The 23,537-nt window shown below is 66.6% G+C and carries 26 protein-coding genes; 12 read left to right on the top strand and 14 right to left on the bottom strand.

The features are described 5' to 3' along the window. The first annotated feature begins 36 nt into the window (after window positions 1–36). Together LPZ50_RS06765 and LPZ50_RS06760 are read left to right on the top strand one after the other, a co-directional pair. On the top strand, window positions 37–462 hold the full coding sequence (locus LPZ50_RS06765) for a PEP-utilizing enzyme (protein ID WP_230659122.1): 426 nt from the start codon (window positions 37–39) through the stop codon (window positions 460–462). Between the two features lie 288 nt (window positions 463–750). Further along, on the top strand, window positions 751–2,856 hold the full coding sequence (locus LPZ50_RS06760; RefSeq protein ID WP_230659120.1) for a TonB-dependent siderophore receptor: 2,106 nt from the start codon (window positions 751–753) through the stop codon (window positions 2,854–2,856). Window positions 2,857–2,897: 41 nt separating this feature from the next. On the opposite strand, the gene LPZ50_RS06755 is transcribed toward LPZ50_RS06760, so the two are convergent. Beyond that, entirely contained in the window at window positions 2,898–3,719 is an 822-nt protein-coding gene (locus LPZ50_RS06755; protein ID WP_230659118.1) for an IclR family transcriptional regulator, read from the bottom strand. A gap of 231 nt (window positions 3,720–3,950) precedes the next feature. Here LPZ50_RS06755 and LPZ50_RS06750 point away from each other — a divergent pair, with 231 nt between their 5' ends. Further along, complete coding sequence (locus tag LPZ50_RS06750; protein WP_230659116.1) at window positions 3,951–5,171, top strand: alpha-hydroxy acid oxidase; 1,221 nt, start codon at window positions 3,951–3,953, stop codon at window positions 5,169–5,171. On the opposite strand, the gene LPZ50_RS06745 is transcribed toward LPZ50_RS06750, so the two are convergent. The 6 genes from LPZ50_RS06745 to LPZ50_RS06720 form a co-directional block, all read right to left on the bottom strand. Continuing rightward, window positions 5,146–6,024: an alpha/beta hydrolase gene (locus LPZ50_RS06745; protein ID WP_230659114.1), complete on the bottom strand. Its 879-nt coding sequence runs from the start codon at window positions 6,022–6,024 to the stop codon at window positions 5,146–5,148. The genes LPZ50_RS06750 and LPZ50_RS06745 overlap by 26 nt on opposite strands. A gap of 31 nt (window positions 6,025–6,055) precedes the next feature. Continuing rightward, complete coding sequence (locus LPZ50_RS06740) at window positions 6,056–6,820, bottom strand: class II aldolase/adducin family protein (RefSeq protein ID WP_230659112.1); 765 nt, start codon at window positions 6,818–6,820, stop codon at window positions 6,056–6,058. After that, on the bottom strand, window positions 6,813–7,787 hold the full coding sequence (locus LPZ50_RS06735) for an NAD(P)-dependent oxidoreductase (RefSeq protein ID WP_230659110.1): 975 nt from the start codon (window positions 7,785–7,787) through the stop codon (window positions 6,813–6,815). Before LPZ50_RS06735 ends, LPZ50_RS06740 begins: the two co-directional genes overlap by 8 nt. A gap of 37 nt (window positions 7,788–7,824) precedes the next feature. After that, complete coding sequence (locus LPZ50_RS06730) at window positions 7,825–8,814, bottom strand: Bug family tripartite tricarboxylate transporter substrate binding protein (RefSeq protein WP_230659108.1); 990 nt, start codon at window positions 8,812–8,814, stop codon at window positions 7,825–7,827. Window positions 8,815–8,882: 68 nt separating this feature from the next. Beyond that, entirely contained in the window at window positions 8,883–9,590 is a 708-nt protein-coding gene (locus LPZ50_RS06725) for an RraA family protein (RefSeq protein ID WP_230659105.1), read from the bottom strand. 15 nt (window positions 9,591–9,605) lie between these two features. After that, a complete protein-coding gene (locus LPZ50_RS06720; RefSeq protein WP_230659103.1) occupies window positions 9,606–10,484 on the bottom strand; it encodes a TauD/TfdA dioxygenase family protein in 879 nt (292 codons plus the stop codon). Between the two features lie 185 nt (window positions 10,485–10,669). On the opposite strand from LPZ50_RS06720, the gene LPZ50_RS06715 reads away from it, so the two are divergent. Both LPZ50_RS06715 and LPZ50_RS06710 read left to right on the top strand, forming a co-directional pair. Continuing rightward, window positions 10,670–11,020, top strand: a complete 351-nt coding sequence (locus LPZ50_RS06715; protein WP_230659100.1) for a VOC family protein — start codon at window positions 10,670–10,672, stop codon at window positions 11,018–11,020. Between the two features lie 110 nt (window positions 11,021–11,130). Beyond that, window positions 11,131–12,423 carry a hypothetical protein gene (locus tag LPZ50_RS06710; protein WP_230659098.1) on the top strand — a complete coding sequence of 431 codons (1,293 nt, stop codon included), beginning with the start codon at window positions 11,131–11,133 and terminating at the stop codon, window positions 12,421–12,423. A gap of 40 nt (window positions 12,424–12,463) precedes the next feature. Here the strand turns inward: LPZ50_RS06710 and LPZ50_RS06705 are convergent, their stop codons facing one another. Genes LPZ50_RS06705 through LPZ50_RS06695 form a run of 3 tightly spaced genes read right to left on the bottom strand, consistent with a single transcriptional unit; the run spans window position 12,464 to window position 14,219 of the window. Then, window positions 12,464–13,042, bottom strand: a complete 579-nt coding sequence (locus tag LPZ50_RS06705; RefSeq protein ID WP_230659096.1) for a hypothetical protein — start codon at window positions 13,040–13,042, stop codon at window positions 12,464–12,466. Further along, on the bottom strand, window positions 13,039–13,620 hold the full coding sequence (locus LPZ50_RS06700) for a hypothetical protein (protein ID WP_230659094.1): 582 nt from the start codon (window positions 13,618–13,620) through the stop codon (window positions 13,039–13,041). Before LPZ50_RS06700 ends, LPZ50_RS06705 begins: the two co-directional genes overlap by 4 nt. Further along, the gene (locus LPZ50_RS06695) at window positions 13,617–14,219 is read right to left on the bottom strand and encodes a hypothetical protein (protein WP_230659092.1); all 603 of its coding nucleotides are present in this window, start codon (window positions 14,217–14,219) and stop codon (window positions 13,617–13,619) included. Before LPZ50_RS06695 ends, LPZ50_RS06700 begins: the two co-directional genes overlap by 4 nt. Before the next feature lie 235 nt (window positions 14,220–14,454). Here LPZ50_RS06695 and LPZ50_RS06690 point away from each other — a divergent pair, with 235 nt between their 5' ends. After that, window positions 14,455–15,336: an AraC family transcriptional regulator gene (locus tag LPZ50_RS06690; protein WP_230659090.1), complete on the top strand. Its 882-nt coding sequence runs from the start codon at window positions 14,455–14,457 to the stop codon at window positions 15,334–15,336. Window positions 15,337–15,485: 149 nt separating this feature from the next. Continuing rightward, window positions 15,486–16,946: an EamA family transporter gene (locus LPZ50_RS25385; RefSeq protein WP_419195572.1), complete on the top strand. Its 1,461-nt coding sequence runs from the start codon at window positions 15,486–15,488 to the stop codon at window positions 16,944–16,946. An 11-nt stretch (window positions 16,947–16,957) separates the two neighbouring features. On the opposite strand, the gene LPZ50_RS06675 is transcribed toward LPZ50_RS25385, so the two are convergent. Both LPZ50_RS06675 and arfB read right to left on the bottom strand, forming a co-directional pair. Beyond that, window positions 16,958–17,641, bottom strand: a complete 684-nt coding sequence (locus tag LPZ50_RS06675) for a DUF2238 domain-containing protein (RefSeq protein WP_230659088.1) — start codon at window positions 17,639–17,641, stop codon at window positions 16,958–16,960. Window positions 17,642–17,644: 3 nt separating this feature from the next. After that, entirely contained in the window at window positions 17,645–18,061 is a 417-nt protein-coding gene (gene arfB, locus LPZ50_RS06670; RefSeq protein ID WP_230659086.1) for an alternative ribosome rescue aminoacyl-tRNA hydrolase ArfB, read from the bottom strand. Window positions 18,062–18,164: 103 nt separating this feature from the next. Between arfB and queE the strand changes: the two genes are divergently transcribed. Next, window positions 18,165–18,797, top strand: a complete 633-nt coding sequence (gene queE, locus LPZ50_RS06665; protein WP_230659084.1) for a 7-carboxy-7-deazaguanine synthase — start codon at window positions 18,165–18,167, stop codon at window positions 18,795–18,797. A gap of 28 nt (window positions 18,798–18,825) precedes the next feature. Next, entirely contained in the window at window positions 18,826–19,269 is a 444-nt protein-coding gene (gene queD / locus LPZ50_RS06660; RefSeq protein WP_230659082.1) for a 6-carboxytetrahydropterin synthase QueD, read from the top strand. A gap of 57 nt (window positions 19,270–19,326) precedes the next feature. Here the strand turns inward: queD and LPZ50_RS06655 are convergent, their stop codons facing one another. Then, entirely contained in the window at window positions 19,327–20,412 is a 1,086-nt protein-coding gene (locus tag LPZ50_RS06655; RefSeq protein ID WP_230659079.1) for a TRAP transporter substrate-binding protein, read from the bottom strand. Window positions 20,413–20,423: 11 nt separating this feature from the next. Further along, window positions 20,424–21,212, bottom strand: coding sequence for an aldolase (locus LPZ50_RS06650; RefSeq protein WP_230659077.1), 789 nt, complete (start codon window positions 21,210–21,212; stop codon window positions 20,424–20,426). 185 nt (window positions 21,213–21,397) lie between these two features. On the opposite strand from LPZ50_RS06650, the gene LPZ50_RS06645 reads away from it, so the two are divergent. The 3 genes from LPZ50_RS06645 to LPZ50_RS06635 form a co-directional block, all read left to right on the top strand. Continuing rightward, window positions 21,398–21,994, top strand: coding sequence for a helix-turn-helix domain-containing protein (locus tag LPZ50_RS06645; RefSeq protein WP_230659075.1), 597 nt, complete (start codon window positions 21,398–21,400; stop codon window positions 21,992–21,994). Between the two features lie 240 nt (window positions 21,995–22,234). Then, window positions 22,235–22,711: a MarR family winged helix-turn-helix transcriptional regulator gene (locus LPZ50_RS06640; RefSeq protein ID WP_230659073.1), complete on the top strand. Its 477-nt coding sequence runs from the start codon at window positions 22,235–22,237 to the stop codon at window positions 22,709–22,711. Further along, a partial coding sequence (locus LPZ50_RS06635) for an FUSC family protein (protein ID WP_230659071.1) occupies window positions 22,708–23,537 on the top strand: 830 nt, incomplete at its 3' end. The genes LPZ50_RS06640 and LPZ50_RS06635, both read left to right, overlap by 4 nt.

Here is a 23,537-nt window from a genome sequence, read left to right as displayed (position 1 = left end):
CGCCCTGGCGCGTGGCGGCCACCGGAGAGATCAGCAATGCGCGAACTGCAGCAGCACTCCGAACCCTCGGTCATCGCGGAATTCGGCCCGGCACCGCGCGCCGTGCCGGCCGGCCATGCGCAACCGTCCACGCCAGGGGCCGGCAACTGGCAGGGCACCCCGGTGGCCAGCGGCCAGGCGCAAGGCCGGGTCCATATCGCGTGCAGCCCGGCCGATGGCCTGGGAATGCAGCCGGGCGACGTGCTGGCCGTGCCGTCCACCGATCCCGCCTGGACCCCGCTGTTCCTGAAAGCCGGCGCGCTGATCATGGAAACCGGCGGCTATCTGTCGCACGGCGCCATTGTCGCGCGGGAATTCGGCATCCCGGCGGTTGCCAACCTGCCCGACATCCTGAGTGCGCTACAGCCTGGTGAAACACTGGTGGTCGATGGGTCCCGTGGCCGCGTACAGCGGCCTGACTGAAGCGGCTTGGCCCAGGGGTCAGGCTCCCGCAGGGTGCCCGACCCCGTTTGTGCCACGCAAGTCCCAATAGAACGGTCATTGTGTGCCACGACAGTCCCAGTAGAACGGTGTCTGGCACCCTGGCGGGAGCCAGACACCCATGAATATCCATGGAAACCCGGCGCCACGCCCCAGTCCGCCGCGGCTGGGGCGGCCCAGGGTTTGTCCCAATATTACGAATACGAATAGCAATTACTATTATTTATATGTATCATCCTGTCCCGACTCCGTCCAGACAGGTTGAATGCCATGCGCGCCCGTGTTTTGCTGTTGACTCCGCTTGCGATCGGCGCAGGCACGCTGGCCGGCACGGCCATCGCGGCCGAAGAAACCGCCCCCGCCACCCTGGCGCCGGTGGTGGTGCAAGGCAGCAGCGACGCCAATGCGGCAACCACGCCGGTGGCCACCGGCGCGCTGGGGTCGCGCAGTGCATTGAACACGCCCTTCTCTGTCCGGTCCGTCGGCGCGGAAGACATCGCCGACCGCCAGGTAACGTCCCTGGGCCAGGTGTTCGCCCGCGAATCCAGCGTCATTGCCGCCGGCAACAGCTATAACAGCCGGCCGTCCACGCTGGTGGTGCGCGGCCTGCCGCTGGACGCCTTCAACAGCTACAAGATCGACGGCGTGTCCATCGTCAACTACGGCGTGGAACTACCCCTGGAACATTTCGAACGGGTCGACCTGCTGAAGGGCGCCACGGGATTCATGTACGGCTTCGGCTCGCCGGGCGGCATCGTCAACTACATCACCAAGAAGCCCACCGACGAATTCCTGGCCAGCGCCAGCGTGGGCTACCGCAGCGACAGCGTGTTCTCGCAGCATGTGGACCTGGGCGGACGCCTGGGCCCGGACGACCGCCTGGGCTACCGCATCAATTACACCCACGAACAAGGCGGCACCTATAACCACGGCGACATCGACCGCAATTCATTCTCGGCGGCGCTGGATTTGCGGCTGACGCCCGACCTGCTGTGGACATTCGAGGGCATGTACCAGGACCGCGACACCAGCGGAACCGTGCAGGCGATCTCGCTGGGCCCGCTGTTCAAGGGCAGCGGCGTTCCCGACACGATCAGCGGCCGTACCCGCCTGTCCACCGAAGGCAGCGGCTACCGCGCCGTCAGCAAGTTCGCCAAGACCGGACTGCAGTGGGCGTTCGCGCCGCAATGGACGGCATCGGTCTCGTACAGCTACAGCCAGGCGGTGCGCACGTACAAAGAAGAAACGCTGAACCTGCTGAACGACGCGGGCGATTATCTGGACAATATGTACGACCAGAAGAACGCCTACCGTTTCAACCAGCTCGAGGCCATGGTGCAGGGCCAATTCACCACCGGTTTCCTGAAACACGAGGTCGTGCTGGGCGCCTCCACCCAGACCCAGGTCAACGATTTCAACACCAACAGCTTCTACGGCCCTATCGGCACCGGCAACATCTTCAACGGCACCCGGCCATCGCCCTATACCGGTTCGCTATCGCCCGAGATGTACCGCGGCACCGAATACCGGCAAAACGCACTGTATGCCAGCGATACCATCCAGTTCGGCGAGCATTGGTCGTTGCTGGCCGGGGTTCGCTATATCGACTACCGCCAGCGCGATTTCGACCCTTCGGGCGTGCGGGAAAGCGAATACAAAAAGCACCCCGTCACTCCCACCGTGGCCCTGATGTACAAACCGCGCCACGACACCACGCTGTATGCCAGCTATGTAGAAGCGTTGGAACAAGGCGCCACCGTGGGCAGCCAGTACGCCAACGCCGGCGCAGTGCTGGCCCCGCTGGAAAGCAAGCAGTATGAAATCGGCGTGAAGACCGCACAGGAAGACTGGGGCGCCTCGGCGGCGCTATTCCGCATCGAACGCGGCGCGTCCTATGTGAACGACGCCAACGAATATGTGCAAGACGGCGAAGGCCGGCTGCAAGGCCTGGAACTGGCGGGCAACGCCCGCCTGGCGCGCGACTGGTCGGTGCTGGCCAACGCCATGTGGCTGGATCCGAAGTACCGCACCGGCAACCCCAGCCTGGAAGGCAAGCGCCTGCCCGGCGCCGCGCGCTTCGTGGCCAGCGGCCAGGTGGTATATAACGTGCCCGCCGCGCCAGGCCTGAGTCTGGCGGCCGGAATGAAGTACGTGGGCGCGTCCAAGCTGGACTCGGCCAACCAGCTGGAACTGCCCAGCTACTACACCCTGGACCTGGGCGCGGTGTATCGCACCCGCATCCTGGACAAGGGCGTGGTGCTGCGCGCCGCCATCGACAACCTGACCGACCGCCGCTACTGGTATTCCGTGGGCACCAACAGCATCCTGCCCGCGCCGTCGCGCACGGTCAGCTTGAATGCGCAGGTGTATTTCTGAGAAGAAAGCTCGGCGCAGCTCGCAGGAAGCAGGCTGCCTTGCTAATGCACGCCGCACTCCCGCGCCTGCGCGTCCAGCTCGCCCGCAACGTCGAGCAGGCGCGCGTGCAATTCATCCAGCCTGTCTGCGCCGTGGGTTTCCGGCGTGCCGATGAGGCATACCCCCGCGAACGCATCGCCCTTGACGTTGCGCACCGGCACACCGAAGGCATTGGACCCGGGCACCACATAGCCCAAATTGACGCCGAACCCGTGCTCGTCGGACTTCACCAGCATTTTCTGCAAACCCGCCATACGCGAGGTGCCATGGCTCCTGATCTCGTGATTGACGTTTTCCAGCAGCGCCGTACGTGCCTCGTCCGCCCGCAAGGTCTGCAGAATGGCGACCCCGCCCGCCGAGGTAAACAAGGGGCGGCGCGTGCCTGAATACACCATGGCACCCGTCATCGTCACGGTGCCGGCACGCACGCTGCACACATACTCGCTGCCGCTGCGCAACTGGAACAACACGATGCCGGCCATGCGGCGCGCGAAATCAGCAATGATATCTTCCGCGCGCCGCTGGAACTGCGTGTAATGAGGCAGCGCCAGGCCCAACTCGTACATCAGCGGGCCGGGCACATAATGCCGGTCGCTGCTGCGCTGCTCCAGCAGGCGTTCTTCCACCATGCAAGCCAGCATGCGATGCACGGTGGCCTTGTCCTGCTCACAGGCCATCGCCAGGTCTGAAAGCCGCCAACCCACCGCCGGCCGTGTCGCCACTGTTCTCAAGAGCCTGATCCCCCTGCCCAGGCTTTGCGTGCCCATGCGCGCGGATGAAGAGGAACTCAACTGCCGTCCCACCGGCAAATCGGCAAGATTCATCGCTTTATGTCTCCGGATATTGGCCACCGTTCTCGACATATGCTTACCCCACGGCCCCCGCGCGGGCAATTGGGGTTTGCCTGGCCGGCGGTGCCACGGGTCTTGCTCCGCCTGGGGCTTGCCTCTTGGGCATGGCGCCAAAAATTCAATATGTGAAACTGCCGCGCGGACAGCACCGCGCCCGCGCGGCAAGCGACATTAAGGTATGGCGTTCTTGTCTGGAGCCACACCATGAAGATTCAGTCCGCCATCAATCTGGAAGACCTCCGCCGCCTGGCCCGCCGCAAATTGCCTCGCATCGCGTTCGACTTCATTGACGGCGGCGCGGACGATGAGCGTTGCCTGGCGCGCAACCGCGCAGCGTTCGCGGAGCACAAACTGGTACCAAGGTACCTGCGCGACGTCAGTCAACTGGACCAGTCCGTCAGCCTGTTCGGCCACCGCTATGACAGTCCCATCGGCATATCGCCAACCGGACTGGCCGCCCTGTGGCGCCCGGACGCGGATCTCATGCAGGCCGCAGCCGCGCGGGTGGCCAACGTGCCGTTTCTCCTGTCCAGTTCCAGCAACGCGTCGCTCGAAGACACCATCCGCATCGCGCCGGACAACGTCTGGTTCCAGATGTACTGCACGCGCGATGAGCACATCAACGCAGACCTGGTCCAGCGCGCGATCCGCGTGCAGACGCGCGTGCTCGTGATCACGATCGATGTGCCCGTGAACTCCAACCGCGAACGCAACCGGCGTAACGGTTTCTCGCGCCCCTTCCGGATGACCCCCGGCGTGGTGCTCGAGGCCCTGGGCCATCCAGCCTGGGTTCTGCGCTACTTGCGGACTGGCGGCATTCCCATGATGTGCAATTGGCAGCCCTATGCGCCGGCATCGGCGGATGCGAGCCAGGTTGCGGACATGTTCGGCACGCTGACGCCCGCGCCCATGGTGAGCTGGGAACATGTCGAACGCGTGCGCCAGGCCTGGCCCGGCCCCCTGATGATCAAGGGCCTGATGCACCCCCAGGATGCCCGGCGGGCCATGCAGCTTGGCGCGGACGGCATCGTGGTGTCCAACCATGGCGGCCGCCAGCTGGACGCGGCGCCGTCACCCGTGGAGGTACTGCCCGCGATCCGCCAGGCGGTAGGGCCGCGCGCCACGCTCATCCTGGACAGCGGCGTGCGGCGAGGCTCGGACGTGATCGTGGCCCGCTGCCTGGGCGCCGACGCCGCCATTTTCGGCCGGCCCTCGCTTTACGGCGTGGCCGCGGCCGGCCAGGCCGGAGTAGAACGCGCGCTGCAGATCGTGCGCGATGAAATCAACATGGTCTTGACGCAGCTGGGATGCGCGCACTACGAAATGCTGGACGCCGGCTATCTGCTGGCGCCGCCGGCCCCCGCGGCCGGCGGCATCCCCGCCCCGCAGCACGGCGACGCTACGTCGCTGCGCCACAGCGCTTGATGAAGGTCCCGATTTCGCGGATGGCCGCCGTGGAGGCGGCGGCCTCGGGGTTCCTGGTGATGAAGCCTTCGGCCTGGCCCGGATACAGCCGCACGGCCGCCTCGCCACCCGCGGCCCGGTAGGCCGCCACGAAACGGTCCAGGTGCGCGCGCGGGTGCACGATGTCATCCTCGCCCTGCACGCACAGCAGCGGGGGCAAGTCCAGGGCCTCGCCGCCTTCCAGTGCCACCGCCGGCGCGCCTTCCCGCATGGCATCCTCGGTCAGCCAGTACTTTTCGTGGTCGGGCACCACCCGGTCCAGCGCCGCCGGATAGGGGCTGCCGCTGCGCTGCATGGCCTTGGCATGGCGATAGCGTCCCAGGGGGTCGATCACGGGCCAGCATGCCACGATGAAGGCCGCGCGCGCATCGGCCGGCCCGGCACCTGGCACGGGTGTTGCCAGGTAGCGCGGGTCGCGGGCACGCAACGCGGCCAGCACGGCCTGGTGGCCGCCGCTGGAAACCCCCATGATGCCGATGGCATCCGGCCGGCTTTGCCATTGGTCTGCATCGCCCTTGAAATACCGCAGCGCCGCGTTGATATCGCATAAAGATCCGGGATACGACGCCTGGGGCGGCATGCGGAAGTCCAGCGCCGCCACCACGATGCCCTGGCCGCACAGCGCCTGGTTCATGCTGTGTTCATCCTGCCGGCTGCCCCGGCACCACGCGCCCCCATGCACTTCAAGCACCATGGGAAACGGGCCCGGGCCATCCGGCCTATACACCGTAGCGGCCAAGGGCTGGCCCTTCCCGTTTATGTATTCCGCTTCTTCGACCCATACGCGGCCGATCCTGCTTGCGGCTTCGCTCATGCCGATTGCTCCTGGTGAACTACCGCGAAAATCAGTCTTTGTAGGTAGGATCGCGCCGATCCAGATAGCGGCGCATTGCCGGCCACTCCAGCACGCCGTGCGGGCGCCGGACCTCCGGCCGGTACAAGTGTTCGGTTCGCTTCACCACCCCGGGATCCGCATGGTTCAGTTCGGCATTGCAGGCCATGGCATCCACCTGCGCACGGCATGCCATTTCCAGCCAGTAGATCGTGTTGAATGCCTGGGCGATATCCGCGCTGGCCACCAGCAGCCCATGATTGCGCAGCACCATGGCATCGTGCGTGCCCAGGTCCCGGACCAGGCGCTGGCGCTCGTCCAGGTCGATGGCCGGCCCTTCGAAGTCGTGATACGGAATGCTGGCGAACCGCATGGCGGTCTGCGTCAGCGGAAGCAGGCCGCACTTCAAGGCCGAGACGGCCATGCCCGCCCGCGAATGGGTATGGATCACGCAATGCACATCGGGCCTGGCGGCATGCACGGCACTGTGGATCACGTAGCCGGCCTGGTTGACGCCGTAGTCGTCATTGGGGTTGAAAAGCACTTCGCCGTCGATGTCGATGGTGATCAGCGACGACGCGGTGATTTCTTCGTACATGAAACCAAAGGGGTTGATCAGGATCTTGTCCTTTTCCCCTGGGACGCTGGCCGTGATGTGGTTGTAGACCAGGTCGCTCATGCCGAACAAGGGCATCAAGCGGTACGCGGCGGCCAGATCGACGCGGGCGTCCCATTCCGCTTCCGACACCGCCGACCGGGTGTTGCTTGCGCTAGACATGTCCTGGGTTTCCTGGCGCCGGGCGGGCAGGCGCGCCTGCCGGGCCCCCTGGGGCTTGCGCATCGAGCACGGGCCCGATGCTCTGGTCGAGCATCTCGATAATCGTCGGGAAATACCGCCGGCCAAAACCCTTTCGGGCCGCGGCGTCGTAATACCGGTGCGCCAGTTCTACGAACGCAGTGGAACTGCGGGTATCCTGCGCCAGGTCCAGCACGTAGCTGATATCTTTCAGCGCATACTCCGGCGGAAAACCGCCTGCCGGAAACTGGCGCGGCAGCATGGCCTTCATGCCGTGATTGCGCAGCACGAAGCTGTCGCCCGACCCCTTCGACAAAGCATCCAGCAGCAAGGCCGGATCCACGCCCGCGCGCTGGCCCAGCACCATCATTTCGGCCAGCGCCGCGGTGTGCTCGAACACCAGCGCGTTATTGATCAGCTTGACCACCTGGCCGCAGCCCGCGCCGCCGCAACGCGTCACGTCCGAACCGATGTAGCGCAAATAAGGTTCCACGCGCTCGAACAGGTCCGGCGCAGCCCCTACCATGATGCTGAGTTCGCCGCGCCGCGCGGCTTCCGCGGTGCGCGCCACCGGCGCGTCGACGAATGCAATGCCTTTCTCCCGCAGCCGGGCCTCGACATTGCGCGCGGTGGCAACGGTAGTCGTGCTCAGGTCGATGATCAGCGCGGGCGGCCTGGGCCCGGCTGCCAGGCCGTCCGGACCCAGGCACACCGCCTCGACCTGGGCGCTGCCGGGTAAGGACAGGAAGACGATATCCGCGGCCTGCGCCAAGTCCGCCAGGGATCCGGCGCGGCGGGCTGCGGTGCCCTCCAAGGCGGCGTAGGCGGCCGGGTTCAGATCGTGGACGATGACACCGGCCGGGTGCTTGGTGGCGATGTTCCAGCACATCGGCGCGCCGATGTTGCCCAGGCCGATAAAGCCCAAAGTGGGAATTGCGGGGTCGGTCATGCATGCTCCTGTACAGGCGGAAGTGGGCCGCGCCGGCTCAATCGGGTTTGATGCCGGCCTTCTTGATCAACTCACTCCAGCGCCGGGTTTCCGCTGCCTGGTGCGCGCGCAGGTCTTCCTGCGTGCCGCCGCCTACGGTTCCCCCCTGGTCTTCGACCCATTTCCGGGTGTCGGGCTGGTCCAGCGCGGCGGTGATATCGCCATTGAGCCTGGCCACGATGTCCGGCGGCGTGCCGGCCGGAACATAAATACCCCACCACGCGTTGACAGCGAACCCCTTCAGCCCGGCCGCCTCGGCCACGGTGGGGATGTCCGGCAAAGTGCCCACACGATCGGCTCCCGTCACCGCCAGCGGCCGCGCCGCGCCGGACTGCACGTGCGGCAGCATCACCGAGCTGTTGTGAAACAGCACTTCGTAATGGCCCGCCAGCAGATCGGTGGCCATTTGCGCGCTGGACTTGTACGGAATGGGCTGCATCTTCAGGCCCGTCATTTCCATCAGCAGTTCGGCTGACAAATGTGGCGTCGTCCCGATTCCCGGATGCCCGTAGCGCAGCTTGTTGGGGTTGCGCTTGCCGTAGGCAATGAGTTCGTCCAGCGTCTTGGCCGGCACGCTGGGGTGTACCACCAGCAGGTTGGGCATGGACATGGCCAGTGTCACCGGCTGGAAATCCTTGACCGGATCGTAGGGCAGCTTCATCAGGCTGCCGCCCACCGACATGGCGCCGATCGTGCTGATCAGCAGCGTATAGCCGTCAGGCGCCTGCTTGGCCGCCTTCTCCGTGCCAATAATGCCGCCCAGTCCCACGGCGTTCTCGACGACGACGGGCTGCTTCCACTTGATGCCCAGGTCGTTCGCCAGGCGGCGGCTGATGGCATCGGGGCTGCTGCCGGTGGCCGCGGCCACGATCAGCTTGACGGGATGGGCGGGGAAGCCCTGGGCCGCGCCATCCGTTTGCGCGGCCGCGCTCGCGGCCATGGCGCACGTCAAGAGAGCGGCAGCCAGGCCGCGCATTTTCTTATACATATATGTCTCCGGTATCGAATTATTGTGAGAACGCCAGCCGATGGATGGCCGGCGTTTACCGCCCGCGCTCAATCGTCGAACGCGGCGTCGATTTCCTCGACCTGCATTTGCGCGTAAATCGATGCCGCGCCGCTCAGCTCCCATACTGGCGCGCCGGCGCGAACCTGCTCGGCGGCGCCCTCTTCCTTGCTCATCCTGGCGACGGCGCCTTCCACGACTGCGGCGGCCGCGTCGCGCGGCACGCAGATCACGCCGTCGCCATCCGCCACGATCAGGTCGCCTGGCCGGATCTCCACCCCTTCGCAGACCACCGGCGCATTGACGAACCCATGCCCGTTCTTGTCGGGATGGATGGGCCAGATATGCGTCGACCACACCGGCAGCCCCAGTTCGCGCACTTCATCGACGTCGCGCACGCACCCTTGCACGATGACCCCCGCCAGCCCCTTCTGCAGCGCATAGCGGGTGGCCAGGTCGCCCCATTGCGCGCCGGACAGCTCGGCCTGGCACACCACCACCAGCACGTCGCCCGGCTGGGCCAGGTACAAGGCCCGGTGCATCATCAGGTTGTCCCCCGGCCAGCAGAAGGCGGTTACGGCAGGCCCGGCGACGCGAGGCTGGCATTCACGCAGGGGCCGCATGCGCGCCCCCAGCAATGCGGCCCGTCCGGCCACTCCCATCGACTCGTGCATATCGGCCACGGTGACCGCCTGCGCCCTGGCCACGGTGGCGGCATCCACCCGGCGTACTTTCAGATAAACCTTGGATGTATTCATGGATAGATCTTCCTGTCAGGCATGCGGCACGCAGTAGTCATCGGCGGACAGCCGGAACGTGGTGCGCTTCATCAAGCGGGGCTGTTCCAGGGACATGGCATCGCGCCGGTGCATGGTGCAGCCGTTGTCCCACATCATCACGTCGCCGTTGCGCACCTTGTGCCCATACACCAGCGACGCATGGCCGCCCGCCTCGAACAGCACGGGCAGCACCCGCGCGTTCTCCTCGTCGGTCAGGCCCTCGATGGACACCAGCGTCGTCGGGTCGGCATACAAGGCCTTGCGGTCCGTGTGGGGATGGGTCAGCACCACCGGATGGCGCGCATCGGGCAGGTTGAGCATGGCGTTGGCCTTGCTTTTTTCTTTCAGTTCCAGCGCATTGAGCCTGGCGTAGCGCTTGGCGTAGCGGTAGATGCCCGTCCGCCCCTCGATCAGGCGTTGCACCTCGCCGGGCAGCCGTTCCCAGGCCTGGTACTGATTGGCCCAGTAAATATCGCCGCCATCGCGCGGCACTTCGGTGCCGTAAAGAATGGCTCCCGTGGCGGGCCGCACCTGGAAGGTCTGGTCAGAATGCCATTCCACGTCGTCTCCGCCGGCGAATCCGCCCACGAAGCGCCCATCGGCATACTTCAGCGTGCTGAAATAGATGATCTGCTCGTGATACGGCGACTGGATGTCGCGGCGCACCGTCGTATCGCAAATACCAAAATGCTCACTGAAACGGATCAATTCCGTCTCGTCCAGCGCCTGGCGCCGAAAGATCATTACCGGCGACTGCCGCCAAATGGCTTTCAGGTCCGCCATGGCCCCGGGGTCGTCGAGCACATCCGGAATATCGGCATGGACTTCCACCGCGAAATCCGAATGCAAGGGGGTCGCTTGAATATGGGACATGGTCAATGTTTCGTGCTCCAATCCGGTCACGGGGCACAATACAAAGGCCGTGCCACCGTCCCTAGCACCATAAGCGCGCATGCCGGGGGCGCGAAGGCCCCGGGCGCCTGCCGTTTCACATATTGAAAATACGGATGGCAGGCTGCCACATGGCATACCCTGCGCACATCGCCCCGGAGCCCAGCATGCAAGTCCAGCGTATCGTCGCCAACATCCACACCACCGACACCGCCGCCGCCCGGCGCTTCTATGGCGACGCATTGGGCCTGGACATCCTGATGGACCACGGCTGGCTTGCCACCTATGGCGCGCAGCGGAACATGACGGTGCAGATTGCCGTGGCCACGCAGGGCGGCTCGGACACGCCCACCCCCGACCTGTCCATCGAGGTCGACGACCTGGACGAAGCGCTGCGGCGCATGCGCGCCGGCGGTTTCGCCATCGAATACGGCCCCGTGGAAGAACCCTGGGGCGTGCGCCGCTTTTACGTGCGCGACCCGTTCGGCAAGCTGGTGAACGTGCTGGTGCACCTCTGACGCGGCCGCCCGGCGCACACGCGGGGCCCTGACATCCCGAAGGAAAAAGATACAACGTCCGCCCCGCCGCGCACGCTAAGATCGCCGCTTCCACCGAAGGGAAACCGGACATGCAGGGTTCGATCGCCGCGCCGTTCGTGCTGACGTTCCGCCTGTGGCTGCGCTTCTGGCCGCAATTGATGGCATTGGTGCTGGCCGGCGTACTGGCGCAGGGGCTGTTGCTGGAACTGGCGGTGCGCACCGGGTTCGCCAACCACCTGGCCGGGCTGGGCGTGCTGACCCTGGTAGCCCTGGCGCACCTGGTAGTGACAGTCACCATGTTCCAGGTGCTGCTGCCCGGCTTGCCGGCCCTGCGCGCCGCCCAGGCCGCGGCACGCGGCGGCAAATCTCCTGATTCCGGCGAACAGGGTACCCGACGGCTGCTGTCGGCCGTTACCGTGGCGCTGCTGCCCTTCTTTGCCTATTACGCCGCCTGGGGCTTTCTGGGCAATACGGTGCGGCAGTATTCGCGCCTGGCGCTCGACCTGGACCCTTTCGGCCAGCACGGCAATATCCTGGATGCCCTGGACTCGCGCTGGCTGCTAGTGTCGGTGGCCGTTTCCTGGGCGATACGCAAGGTCGCCAAGCGCTTGCGCGAGAAAACCGGCCGCCCCATCTGGCAAGTGGTGGTGGTGCTGTGCGAAACCAACTGGATTCTTGTCGGCCTGTACGTCATCAGCCGCTGGAAGGGCCACTTGTGGGAATGGATCGCCAACCATCCCCTGTGGGAAAACCTGCATGCCCTGTTGAACACGCTGGCCGCGCCCATTGCCATGGCCTGGGCCGCGCCCATGGTGCCGGCCGAATCGCTGGTGGACACCCCGGGCACGCTGCTGGTGAACCTGTTCTTCTATGCCCTGCTGCCGGTGGTGTGGCTGGTGATGGCGGCCCTGGTCTATGGCTATGACGTGCGCAGCGACCAGGAACTGCTGCGCATGCATCGCCGCGTCGAACGCTTCGGCGAGCGCTACCAAGCCATTCCCAAGTTCCTGCGCGACTTCATCGCGCATTTCATCGGCGGCTACCGGTCGCGCTACCTGCCCGTGGCCAACGGCGTGCGGTTGACGCTGAACGCCGGGGTGCTGCTGCTGGTGACGCTCATCATCGGCTATCGCCTGATCGAATGGGGCAGCGCCTGGCTGTGGCTGGGCGCCACCCGCCTGATCGGACCACACGACCTGGATACCTGGCAGGTACTGGCCCATGGCCTCACCCTGCTGTTCGGCAGCCCGTTCCGCGATTCTTCCACTGGCATCCTGATCGAGCCGCTGCGCATCTGCTTCCTGGCCGCCATCCTGGAAACCGCCTTCCGCCAGCCTAGCCGGCAACGCACCCCGGAGACCTCCGCGGCCCAAGGCGCCTGATCCGCCTGCCGGCCGCCTCCGCCCATGGCGGTATCGGCTGTTATTGCACCTGCACCCGCTCGGGATGCTGCGCGAAACGCAGATAGCGAGGCTGCTGCGGTGTCATCGTCAGCGTGGGCTGCAAGGTTTCGGCCGCATCACGCGGCACCAGGAAGGCCTGGCGTATACGCAGCGTATCGCCGGCCTTCGCGCCCGAATACATGGCCGCCACGCACTCTTGCGCATCCGAGCGCGGCAGGCGCAGCGCCTGGGTGGGCCGCCAGCGGCGGCCCTGCGGGTCTTCCAGCGAAATCAGGCAGCCGCGCCAGTTGGTGGCCAGGTCGGCGTCCAGCACTTCCACCCTGAAATCGGCCACCACGCCCATGGCGTTTTCGGGAATGGAGCGGCCCGGCGGCAGCGGCGCCATGCGCAATGCGTGCAGGCGCCAGCGCCCTCCGCCGAAGTCATGGCTGGCGCCCTGGGGCACTTCATGCACGATCAGATCGCGCCCGTGCCACCACTGCCAGACGCTCTGGCGGGCCATCAAGGCCGACACCAGCAACAGCAGCACCACCCCCAGCACCAGGCTGCGCCGCCGCCACAGGCGTTCTTCGGCAAGGTCATCATGTACCGGGTTCATGGCGACCTCTTGGGCGGCATCAGGCTATAGGTGTCCAGGATGCGCACCGAACCGTCCGCCGCGCGCGGCAACTGGTCCAGCGCGATACGGGCTTCGGAATCCAGGCGGACAAACATGTTCTCGGACAGCAACAGCGTGGCATCGCCCACCTGGTCGGGGCGGATCTCGAATACCAGCTGCACGCGCCGCGGCAGGCCGGGGTCCAGCATGGGCGCCTGGTCGGGCGCCAGGGCCAGGCGGTCGGACAGCAAGTATTGCAGCCCCTGGGGCCCCACCCAGCCGGCCTGGCGCACATTCACCGAATGCGAGCGTGCCGCCAGTTCGACGGTCACGATGGCCCACAGGCCGGAGGTGGTGCGCACGTGTTCGCGGGCGATGCTGCGGTAGGTCAGTTGCCGCGCGAACTCCACGCGCTCGACCCTGGCATCGAACAAGCGGGTGCGCACGGTCTCGCCCATGCGCCCCGCCACGGGTATGGGCCCGGTCAATTCGTCGTAGCGCGGGCTGTTGCGCTGCATGGCGAACAAGATGGCGGCGGCGGCCGCCAGCACCAGCAATGAACCCAGCGCTCGCTTCACAAGCCCTGCCCCGCCGCGGGCGGCCGTGGCTCGGCCGCCCCCTGGACCGGCAATTCCACTTGCCCCACCACTTTGGGATTGAACCATCCCGGCGTGCCGTACAGATTGTCGATGGGCTTGAACGTCTGGGCCACCACGTCCAGTTCCAGCGTGGCGGGCGATGCGGCGGTATCGGGCATCATCCAGACGAATGCCACGCGCTCGCCCAGCCCGGGGTGCATCAGGGGCCCGATCTGCGGATCGCGCAATTGCGTCACCACGGGGGGTTCGAGTTTCACGCCGGGCTTGGGGTGGGGGTTGAACAGCTTCGCGTAGTCGCGGCTGGATACGCGCGTGCGATTGCTGAGATCGGCCTCGAGCACCAGGGCCTTCTGTCCGGGACGCGGCGTTACGCCGTAGACTTTTTCCGTGCTGATCCAGGCGCGCTGCGCGGCCACCTGCCATTGGCCCGCTTCGATGGGGGCGCCCGCGTCGTACTGCGCCACGGGCGCCGACGCCCCGGCACCCATGATGGTATAGACGGTGGCGGTACCTACCGCGATCGTCGAACCTATCCCGGTTGCCAGCCGGGCCTTGGCCTTGCCGAATGCAGCGCGCATGTGCGCTCCCGTATCAACGTAGAGTGGGCAATGCTAGACAGTCGGGCATCGTAGCCGCCCGCTCCCGCAGGGACAATCGCCGGAATGTTTCGATACGTACATGCCTGCGTGCCCGTGCTTTGCGGGCCGCCGCGGATTCGGGTACCGTTGCTTGCAAATTCCACCCCGGGACCCGCCCATGCCCTTCCCTGCCCACCCTCGTGGCCTTCCCGCGTACGCCACGGGCGCCTGAATCATGCGGCGCGGCCATTTTGCCCATGTGCCATGCGCGATCGAAGGCGTGGAAGCCGTCGAGGCGAATTCGCGCCATGCGTTCGGACGCCACATGCACGACCAGTTCGGCATAGGCCTGATCGTGCGCGGGGCGCAGAAATCGCATAGCGGGCGCGGCATGGTCGAGGCGGGCGCGGGCGACATCATTACCGTGAACCCCGGCGAAGTGCATGATGGCGCCCCTATCGGCGACCATGGCCGCCAGTGGATGATTCTGTATATCGACCCCGCTGTCGCGGCCCGGGCCAGCGCCGATATCGGCGCTGCCCGCCACGGCTGGCGCGAATTCGCGCAACCCGTCATCCGCGACACGCGCCTGGCCCTGCGGTTCCGCAAGCTGTACATGGCGGCCACCGCGGCAGGCGCGGGCGCCGGCGCGCTGGCTCAGGAATCGCTGCTGCTCGCGCTATTGGCCGGCACCCTGGACTTTCCTGCGCCCACCGTTGAATCGCCTGCCGTGCCTGCGGCCGTTGCCCGCGCCCGCGCACTGATCGACGATGCCCCCGCGGCCCAGGTATTGCTGGCCGACCTGGCGGGCGCCAGCGGCTTGAGCCGCTTCCAGATACTGCGGGCCTTCTCCCGCGCCACCGGCCTGACCCCGCACGCCTACCAGATGCAGCGCCGCGCCGGGCTGGCGCGCCGGCTGATACGCCAGGGCCACGGGCTGGCCGACACCGCCGCCGCCAGCGGCTTCGCCGACCAAAGCCACCTGAACCGTGTCTTCGTGCGCCTGTACGGATTGACGCCGGGAGCGTACGCCAATCGGGCGGAGCAACGGATCATCAAGACGGTGCCTGACACACAAAGTGTCAGGCACCCGGACGCAGCCTCGCCAGGTACCTGAGCGCCGGAAGATCTCCCGCAGGGGTCTGACACCTTGTGTGTCAGACCCCGAACCCAACGGCACACGCTCGCGCGGCCTGCGCAATAACGTCCAAGACACCGTCCCGGCCACCCCCTAAGCTGCCGCATCGCCAATACATTCCCGCACCCATGACTTCACGCCCGCAAGGCTATCTTTGCCTGACACTGGCCATGATCACCGTGGGCAGCACGGTGGTGGCCAGCAAGCTCATCGCGGCCGGCCTGTCGCCCTTCACCGCCACGGCGCTGCGCTTCGCCGTCGCCCTGCCGCTGTTCCTGGCGTTGATGCGGTTGACGCGCACCGCATGGCCCCGGCCCAGCCGGCACGACGCCTGGATCCTGTTGATCCAGGCGGGCGCCGGCAGCGTGGGCTACACCGCCCTGCTCATCCTGGGACTGCGCCATACCTCGGCCGCCGATGCCGGCATTATCGTCGGCACCTTGCCCATGGTGTCGGGCGCGGTCGCCATCATGGTGCTGGGTGAACGCCCACGGCCAGCCGCGTTGGCCGCCATCGGGCTGGCGGCGGGCGGCGTGCTGTTGATTGCTTTCCAGGCCGGCCCCGGCCCGTCGCGGTCATTGCTGGGCAACGCCCTGGTCTTTGGCGCCGTCGTCTGCGAAAGCCTGTTCATCTTGCTGAACAAGCGCTTGCGCCAGCCACTGCGCCCGCTGGCGCAATCCACCTGCATGACGGCGCTGGGCCTGGGTATTGCAGCCGCCGCGGCGCTATTCGAAGCACCCTGGGCGGCGGCCTGGCCGCCCGGCGCCATGCTGGCCGTGGCCTACTATGCGGCGGTGCCCACGGTGGCAGGCTTCCTGCTGTGGTACGCGGGCGCGGAACGTGTCAGCGGCACCGAGGCCGCGCTGTTCACGGCAGTGGCGCCCGTGGCGGCACTGCTGCTGGCCGCCGGCCTGGCGGTACGGGCCAGCGGGCCGCCATGGCGCGTGGCGGCGGGCCATGCCTTGTTCATCATCCTGGCCATCGGCCTGAGCCTGCACCTGCTGCCGGGGTTCCACAACGCGCAGGCGATCGACGGCGCGCGCTTCAGCGTGGAATCCTCTCCGTTCAGCATGTACTTGAACCTGGACAAACCCCTGGTGGCGTTCTGGGTAGTGCTGGCGCTGGCTCCCGCCATGTCGGGCCGCACCCGCGCCGCCACCCTGAAGGCGGCGCTGGGGGCCTGCGCCGTTGCCGTGCTTGCCTGCCTGGGCCTGGCGCTGGCGCTGGGCCTGGTGGGCTGGGCCCCGAAATGGCCGGCCCAGGGCTGGCTGTGGTTGGCCAATAATGCGCTGTTGGTCGCCTTGGCCGAGGAAGCGCTGTTCCGCGGCTATCTGCAACAGCAACTGGCGGCGCGCTGGCAACACCGGCGCGGCGGCGCCGCGTGGGCCATCGTCATCGCGGCCCTGGTGTTCGGGCTGGCCCATGCGGCGGGCGGCATACAGTGGGTGGCGCTGGCCGGGCTGGCGGGGCTGGCCTACGGCGTGGCCTACCGCTACGGCGGCTTGGCCGCCGCGGTACTGGCCCACCTGGGGTTGAACACCGTGCACTTCGTGGCGTTCACGTATCCCATGCGTGCCGCGATGGGCTGACCAGTTGCGCGTCAGGCGGGGCGGCGGCCGGGCTTCAGGCTGTCGGCCCATTCGCGCGCCAGGTCGCGATTCGTGCCGCGATTGGCCACGGCGGTTATCAGCATGGCCAGGCATGCGCCCAACCCGGCCAGCGCCATGTCTTTATGGGCGTCCCAGATATCGCCCTGCGTGCCCAGATAGGCGGCCCCCAGGTCGCCGCCGAACATTGTCGCTGCGCCCCATTCGATCAGCTCATACAAGGCCGACGTCGACAGCGCGACATCCAGCGGCAGCAGGTAACCCCAGAAGCCGCGTACCTCGACGACACGCAGGAAAATCTCGCGGATGGGGTACGCCAGCAACAGGCCATAGGAAAAGTGCACCAGCCGGTCGAAGTGGTTGCGTTGCCACCCCAATGCCTCATTCAGGCCATGCCCGGCCAGGGCGCGCCACCAGTCGTCGTAGGGAACATTCGAATAGGTATAGTGCGCGCCGACCGCGTGCAGGCACAGGAACAGGAATATCAAGGTATAGGACACGCGCGAAAACACGAACCACCGCCGCGTCACGGCCAGCGCCACGCCGAACAACAGCACCAGCGCGTTTTCCAGCAGCCAGTCGGAACGGTCCGCCGGATTGATGGCCAGCGCCGTCCACAACGCCGCATACACGCCGGCCAGCGACCACAAGTACACGTGTCGGCTGGGTGCCTGCATGGTTCAATCGTCGTGGATCTTGCCGCGCAGCCGCTTGATTTCCCCGTGCAGCACTTTACGCTGCACGCGGCGGCGCTGCGATGCGCGGGTCGGGCGCGTGGGCCGGCGCGCCTTGGCCGGCTGCGCCACCCCGCGCACCATCTCGGCCAGGCGCTCGAGCGCTTCGCCACGGTTCTTTTCCTGGCTGCGAAACGCCTGCGACTTGATGACGATGACCCCCTCTTTGGACACGCGGCGGTCGGGCAGCGCGCACAGGGCGTCCTTGATGTGCCCGGGCAGGCTGGATGCCCGCACATCGAAGCGCAAGTGGACGGCGCTGGATACCTTGTTGACGTTCTGGCCGCCCGCCCCTTGGGCGCGGATCATGCCGAATTCGATATCGCGCTCGTCCAGATACAGATTGTCCTGGACGTGATACATAGGCCGCAAGTCTACGCCAGTCGGCCGGGCGCCGCGACTGTCCTGCCGCGTACCGCTAAAATACCGGTTTGGACAGGGCCGGCCGCGGGGCCGCCGCCATTGCATGACATATTCCGCCAAAGAAATCTTCAAGACGCTGCAGGGCGAAGGCGCCCAGGCTGGCCGCGCCGCGGTATTCTGCCGCTTCGCCGGCTGTAACCTGTGGTCGGGCCGCGAGGCCGACCGCGCCAATGCCGCCTGCACCTTCTGCGACACCGACTTCATCGGCACCAACGGCCCGGGTGGCGGCAAGTTCGCCACCGCCGCGCTGCTGGCCGATGCCATCGCCGCTGCCTGGGGCCCCGGCACGCAAGACCGCTACGTGGTGTTCACCGGCGGCGAACCCTTGCTGCAACTGGACGCGGCCCTGCTGCAGGCCGTGCACGCGCACGGCTTCACCGTGGCCATCGAAACCAACGGCACCCTGCCGCCGCCCGACGGCATCGACTGGATCTGTGTCAGCCCCAAGGGCAGCGCGCCCGTGGTGGTTGAGCGCGGCCATGAACTGAAGCTGGTGTACCCGCAGGCCCAGGCCCGCCCGGAAGCCTACGCGCACCTGGATTTCCAGCACTTTTTCCTGCAGCCCATGGACGGCCCGGCGCGCGCCGCCAATACCGAACAGGCGGTGCAGTACTGTCTGCAGCACCCGCAATGGCGGCTGAGCCTGCAAACCCACAAATACATAGGCATTCCATGATTACCCCCCACGCCACGCGGGGCCCCCGATGATCTCGGTGACCCGCAGGCTGGAATTCGACGCCGGCCATCGCATTCCCGACCACCGCAGCCAATGCCGCAACCTGCACGGCCATCGCTATGTGCTTGAAATCACACTGGCGGGCGACGTCGTCGACGCGCCCGGCGCGTCCGACAACGGCATGGTGATGGATTTTTCCGACATCAAGGCAATCGCCAAGCGCCATATCGTCGACCCCTGGGACCACGCCTTCCTGGTGTATCGCGACGACGGCGCCGTGCGCGGCTTCCTGGACAGCCTGCCCGACCACAAGACCGTGGTACTGGACTGCATTCCCACCGCCGAAAACCTGGCGGCCGTCATTTTCCGCACCCTGGCCCCGCACTACCAGGGCCATTACGGCGGGCAGTTGCGGCTGGCGCGGGTGCGCCTGTACGAAACGCCCAACTGCTGGGCCGATTGCCACGCCTGAAGCTGCCGGCCCGCGGGGCGGCGCCCACCGGCGCCCGCGGGCAGCATGGCCGGCCGGCTACAGGCCCTTTTCGCGCGTGGCCATCAGGTAGTTTTCCGCCGCCCCGTCGTTCACGCCGGCCCACAGCAACTGGTCGCCACGGAACGCACGCCACGACGCCAGCACCTTGGCAAAGGCCGGGTCCCTGGCGGCGTATTCTTCCAGCACCTCGCGCGTGGCCTGCTGCATCGCATGCATCACCTCGGGCGGCCAGGCCTTCAGCTTCACGCCCTGCCCCACCAGGCGCTTGAGGGCCGGAATATTGTTGGCATCGTATTTGGCCAGCAAGTCATCGGCGGCCATGGCGCTGGCCGCGCGCAGGGCTTCCTGGTAGCGCGGCGGCAGCTTGGCCCAACTGTCGCGATTGATGGCCAGGCACAGGTTGGCGCCCAGTTCCAGCACGCCCGGCCCGTAGTAATAGCTCGCCACCTTGGCAAAACCCAGTTTCTCGTCGTCGTACGGCCCGACGAATTCCACCGCGTCCAGCGCGCCTTTTTCCAGCGCCGGATAGATATCGCTGCCCGCCACCTGCTGGGGAATGGCGCCCAGTTTTTCGTACACCATACTCAACAAGCCGGGCGTGCGGATGCGCAGGCCCTTCAGGTCGTCGGCCGAGTTGATTTCCTTGCGGAACCAGCCGCCCATCTGCGCGCCGGTATTGCCGCAGGGTATGGCCAGCGCGTTGTATCGGGCGTACTGTTCTTCGATCAGGGCACCGCCCCCGCCATGCAGCAGCCATGCCGAATGCTGGCGCGGCGTCAGGCCGAACGGCACGCCGGTATCGAATACCAGTGCGGGCGCCTTGCCCACGTAGTAGAACCCGGCGGTGTGGCCGCATTCGGTGGTGCCGTTCTGCACCGCGTCCAGAACCTGCAGGGGAGGCACCAGCTCGCCGGCAGAAAAAGGCCGGATGGTGAACTTGCCATCGGTCAGCGCGGCCACCCGCGCGGCCAGGTATTCGGCCGCGCCCCATACCGTGTCCAGCGAGCGCGGAAAACTGCTGGGCATGCGCCAGTTCACGGTGGGCGCTTCTTGCGCCACGGCCGGCGCGGCCAGTGCGGCGCCACCCGCGCCGGCCAGGGTCAGGAATCGACGGCGTTGCATGGCATGGCTCCTTAATCGATGCAGTCCGGCGCTTCGCGCAGGACACGGCGGGCGAAGTAGGCGAAGGTCAGCCCCAGGATCTTGGGCTTGACCAGGAAATCGTGCGATTCGCGCGCCAATTCGGCGGGAACAGGCTTGACGGGACCGATGGCCCGCGCACGCAATTGCAGCGCCGCCACCTGTTCCAGCCAGATGGCCATGACCGTGGCTTCTTCGATCGATTTGCCGGCCGTCAGCATGCCGTGATTGGCCAGCAGGATGGCGCGCTTGCCGCCCAGCGCGGCCGAGATGATTTCGCCTTCGTCGTCGCCGATGGGCAGGCCGGGCCATTCCGGCAGGTACGCGCAGTCGTCGAAGAACGGGGTGGCGTCCATGTGCGCCACCACCAGCGGTTCACCCACCATGGACAGCGCCGACACGGCCGGCGGATGCGTGTGCACGATGCACTGCACTTCGGGGCGGTGCCGATACACCCAGGCGTGAAAGCGATTGGCCGGGTTGGGCAAAGATTTCCCGTCCAGCGGTTTGATGTCCTCGTCGATCAGGATCAGTTCGCTGGCGCGCGCCTCGTCGGCTCCCATGCCGAACGGCAGGGTCAGGATCGTGGCCGGGTCTTCGCCGCGCGCGGTGATCTGGCCGGCCAGGCCGCCATGCCAGTGGCCTTGCGCGGCCAGCATGCGGCACGCCAGCGCCATTTTCTGTGCGGGGGTCCAGGCCGCCGTCGGCTCGGCGCGCTCTTCGATCTCTCGATCGACGCGGCGGCGCAAGGCATCCTTGTCTTGGGAAGCGTAATTCGACATGGTGAGCATCTCTTGGTAATGACAATGGCAATGTTGTTTTATTTGTTGCCCTTAAGGCAACTTGTTGCCCAAAGTACAAATAATTGCCTGCACTTTCAACGCGGGGAAACCCGCAGGCCGCCGCTGCCGGGTTTCGCCAAAAGTGGCATCATGCAGCCTTCGCCCGACTCGACAGCCTTGCGTTCATGCCGTCCAAACGTACGCTTCCGCCCGCCGCCGCCCCCGATGCCCAGCAAGTGGGCCTGCGGATGCGGGCCACCCGGCGGCGCCGCAAACTGACACTGGCACAGCTGTCGGCCCAGACGGGCCTGGACAAAGGTTTTCTGTCGCGCCTGGAACGCGGCGAGAAATTCGCCTCGGTGGGCAGCCTGCACACGGTGGCGGTAGCCCTGGGCACCTCGCTGTCCGCCCTGCTGGGCGAGGCCGATCCACAAGACGAGATCCACATCGTGCGCGCCGGCGAACGGCACCGCATGGCTACGCCGGACAGCAATCCTGGCGAACACGCCTACGAAGCCATCACCATGGGCGGCGCCAATGGCGGGCTGTCGGTCATGGTGGTGCAGGTCGGCACGCATGGCGAACGCACCGTGGCCCACCACGGCGGCGACGAACTCATCTTCGTGCTGGAAGGCAAGGTGCGCGTGCATTTCGGCGAGCACACCGTGCTGCTCGAGCGCGACGACAGCGTGCGCTTTCCCGGCTACCTGCCCCACAGCTTGCGGGCCGAAGGCCGCAAGACGGCGCGCGCCCTGATCATCATCGCCAGCGACCAGGGCTGAAACCACCCTCTTCAGTGGTGTTTGGTTCCCATGGCACTACCTTGGCGCCGTGGCGAATTTCGCGGGTACGGCCGGATGCACGGCCGGTTTCTGGCTCCCGCCAGGGTGCCTGACACCGTTGCGTGCCACGACGGCCTCAGTTGAACGGTGTCAGGCACCCTGACGGGAGCCAGACACCCAGTTGCCTTGCCAGGACACTCATATTGATAGGATGCTAATAAATAGGATACAATTAAAATCATGAACACGCCGTCCGACTCCCGCCTCATGGCCGCCACCGCCAGCATGATGGTGCTGTCGCGCGCCTATCGCAGCGCCGCTGACAACGCCCTGGCGGAATACGCCCTGTCGCAGGCAACGGCCTGGCCCGTCATCCTGGCCGGCCGCCTGGGCGACGGGGTCCGCCAGGGGGCTCTGGCCGAAGCGCTGGGCGTGGAAGGCCCTTCCCTGGTCCGCGTGCTGGACCACCTGGTGGCGGCCGGCCTGATCGAACGCCGCGAAGATCCCAACGACCGCCGCGCCCGCACGCTGCACCTCACCGCCGACGGACAGGCCCTGCGAGAACGCGTCGAATGTGTGCTGGCCGACCTGCGCCGGCAATTGTTCAAAGACGTCAGCGACTCCGACCTGGAAGCTTTCCTACGCGTCTTCGACACCCTCAAGGGCACGCTGGGCCGCAAATCGGCGCTGGCCACCGAAGCGGACACGCGGCCATGAAACTGCCCGACCGCGACGAACTCGTCTTCTCCATCAAGTGCTACCTGGGCGCCATCACGGCGCTTTATCTTTCGTACACCATCGGGCTGTCGCGCCCCTTCTGGGCCATGACCACCGCCTACGTCGTATCGCAGCCCTGGGCGGGCGCGGTGCGCTCCAAGGCCGTGTTCCGGCTGGGCGGTACGTTTTTCGGCAGCGCGGCCATGGTGTTCCTGGTACCGCGGCTGTCCAACGCGCCCGAACTCATGATCCTGGCCATGGTGCTGTGGGTGGGCCTGTGCCTGTATATCGCCGTGCTGGACCGCACGCCGCGTTCCTACTTGTTCATGCTGGCAGGCTATACCGCCGCCATGATCGGCTTTCCCAGCGTCACCGACCCCACCACGGTGTTCGACACCGCCCTGGCGCGAGTCGAAGAAATCAGCCTGGGCATCGTCTGCGCCACCCTGGCGCACAGCCTGATCCTGCCGCGCGGCATCGCCGGGCCGCTGATGGCGCGCCTGGACGCCACGGTGCGCGATGGCCGCAACTGGATCCACGACGTGCTGATCAATCGCGACACCGCGCCGCGCGGCAAAGAGCGGCGCGTGCTGGCCGAAGACATCACGCTGCTGCGCATGCTGTCGACGCACGTGCCGTTCGACACTGGCAATATCCGCTGGACAGCCGGCGCCGTGCGTGCCATGCAAGACCAGATCGCCGCGCTGACGCCGCTGGTGTCGGCCGTGGACGACCGCCTGCGGGCCCTGCAGGACGGCGGCCGGGAACTGCCCGAATCCGTCGCGTCCGTGCTGCGCGACATCGCCGCCTGGATCGACGCCGGCCC

The organism is Bordetella petrii (assembly GCF_020991325.1).
Classification (GTDB): domain Bacteria; phylum Pseudomonadota; class Gammaproteobacteria; order Burkholderiales; family Burkholderiaceae_B; genus Bordetella_A; species Bordetella_A petrii_E.
The sequence above is the reverse complement of the archived record's forward strand: the minus strand, read 5'-3'. Positions and strand labels throughout refer to the sequence as shown.